Raw genomic sequence first — 2,375 nt, forward strand, 5'->3', positions numbered from 1 at the left:
TCCATGAGCTGGGCACGCTCACCGACGCGCTCGCCCGCGCCGCCGCGGGTGAGCCGCAGGCCCTGCTCGTGGGGGGCGAGGCGGGCGTCGGCAAGACACGGCTGATCGGCGAGTTCCTGGCCGCGGCCGAGGCGCGGGGCGCGGTCACCGCCGTCGGCGGCTGCGTGGAGATCGGCAGCGACGGCCTGCCGTTCGCCCCCGTCTCCACCGCCCTGCGCAGTCTGCACCGGCGGCTCGGCGAGGAGCTCACCCGCGCCGCGGGCGGCCAGGAGGGCGAGCTCGCCCGGCTCCTGCCCGAGCTCGGCGAGACCGCGCGGGAGACCGAGGACGGCCGCGCCCGGCTCTTCGAGCTCACCGCCCGCCTGCTGGAGCGGCTCACCGAGGACCGCACGATCGTCCTCGCCATCGAGGACCTGCACTGGGCCGACCGCTCCACCCGCGAGCTGCTCTCCTACCTCTTCCGCTCGCTGCACGCCGCCCGTCTGGTCGTCGTCGCCACCTACCGCTCGGACGACATCCACCGCCGCCATCCGCTGCGCCCCTTCCTCGCCGAGGCCGACCGGATGCGTTCGCCGGTCCGTGTCGAGCTCGGCCGCTTCACCCGTGACGAGGTCACCGCCCAGCTCACCGGCATCCACGGCACCGCGCCGGAGGGCACCCTGGTGGACCGGGTCTTCGGGCGCTCCGACGGCAACGCGTTCTTCGTCGAGGAGCTCGCCGCCTCGATCGCCGACGGCCGTGGCTCCGGCATCAGCGACTCCCTGCGCGAGCTGCTCCTCGTCCGCGTCGAGGCGCTCCCCGAGGACGCCGAGCGCGTGGTGCGCGTCGCCGCCGAGGGCGGGGCCGCCGTGGAGTACGGGCTGCTGCGCGCCGTCGCCGGTCTGGGCGAGGACGCGCTGATCGAGGCCCTGCGCGCGGCCGTCGGCGCCAGTGTCCTCGTGCCCACCGACGACGGCGACGGCTACTGCTTCCGGCACGCCCTGGTGCGCGAGGCCGTCGCCGACGACCTGTTGCCCGGCGAGCGTTCGCGCCTGCACCGGCGGTACGCCGAGGCCCTGGAGGCCGAGCCCGGTACCGTCCGGGCCGACGAGTTCCCCGCCCGCCTCGCCCGCCACTGGTACTGCGCGCACGAGCCGGCCAAGGCGCTGGCCGCCGCGCTCGAAGCCTCCGTGCACGCCCGTCGGCGCTATGCCTACGCCGAGAAGCTGCGGCTGCTGGAGCGTGCCCTGGAGCTGTGGGAGCAGGTCCCCGAGGAGGTCCGTGCCGCCCAGCGCCCGGTGGACTTCGCGGACGTGTACCCGCCGTGCGGGTGCGACGAGGCCCTGCGCCACACCGACCTGCTGGCCGAGATCGTGGTCGCCGCCCATATGGCGGGCGACCGCGAGCGCGCCCTGACCGCCGTCAAACAGGCCCTGCGCAAGCCGGACATGGACCCGCTGCGGGCCGCCTGGTTCTGGACCCAGCGCTCCCGGCTGGTGACCGCCCTGGGCCGCGGGGACGGCCTGGAGGAGCTGGCGGCCGCCCTGGAGCTGGTCGAGGGGCTGCCGCCGTCGGCCGTACAGGCCGAGGTGCTGGCCCAGCTCGCCGGGTGGGCCGCGCTGCACGGGAAGGGCCCGGAGGTACGGGTCATGGGCGAGCGCGCCATCGAACTGGCCCGGCTCGTGGGCACCGAGACCACCGAGCTCGGCGCCCGGCTCACCCTCGCCGGGCACAAGGTCGACACCGGGGAGGACGTCGACGGGGGCCTGGCCGAGATGACCGAGGTGTGCCGACAGGTCGTCGCCCTCGGTGACGTCGGCAGCTTCGGCAGCATGGGCCGCAGCCACATCAACCTGTCCTCCGCCCTGCAGGGGGTGGGGCGTTCGGTCCGGGCCGCCGAGGTGGCACGGGAGGGCATCGCCCTCGCCGACCGCTACTGCCTGGACGACGCCCGCGCCTGGGCCCGCAACAACCTGGCGTCCGCCCTCTTCGCGCTCGGCGAGTGGGAGGAGGCCGAGCAGGCGTCCCTGGAGGCGCAGCGCGAGGCCCGCGGGGTCCGGCCGCTCGGCTTCGCCACCGGGCGGCTCGCCTCGATCGACCTGGCCCGGGGCGACTGGGAGCGTGCCGAGGCGCGGCTCGCCGAGGCCCGCGAACAGTTCGGCACGCGCGACCCGCAGCCCCAGGACACGCTGGCCTTCGCCCGGCGCTTCATCGAACTGCACACGGCGCGCGGCCGGTTCGCCGAGGCCCGGGCCGTACTGGAGGAGGCCCTGGGCGCCGGGCTGCCGCTGGGTGCCCACCGGTACGCCTGGCCCCTGCTGACCATCGCCGTCACCGCCGAGGCCGACGCGCGGGGCCTGCCGCGCACCGAGCAGGGCCGGGCCGCCGTCCTGGAC

At 76.3% G+C, this 2,375-nt stretch carries 1 protein-coding gene; it reads left to right on the forward strand.

Annotated elements, in window-relative coordinates; all coding sequences use genetic code 11:
- Positions 1-8 precede the first annotated feature (8 nt).
- A partial coding sequence (locus tag K6I34_RS35760) for an AAA family ATPase (protein WP_229332195.1) occupies positions 9-2,375 on the forward strand: 2,367 nt, incomplete at its 3' end.

The sequence above is a fragment of the Streptomyces sp. UNOC14_S4 genome (genome assembly GCF_020740835.1).
Lineage (GTDB): Bacteria > Actinomycetota > Actinomycetes > Streptomycetales > Streptomycetaceae > Streptomyces.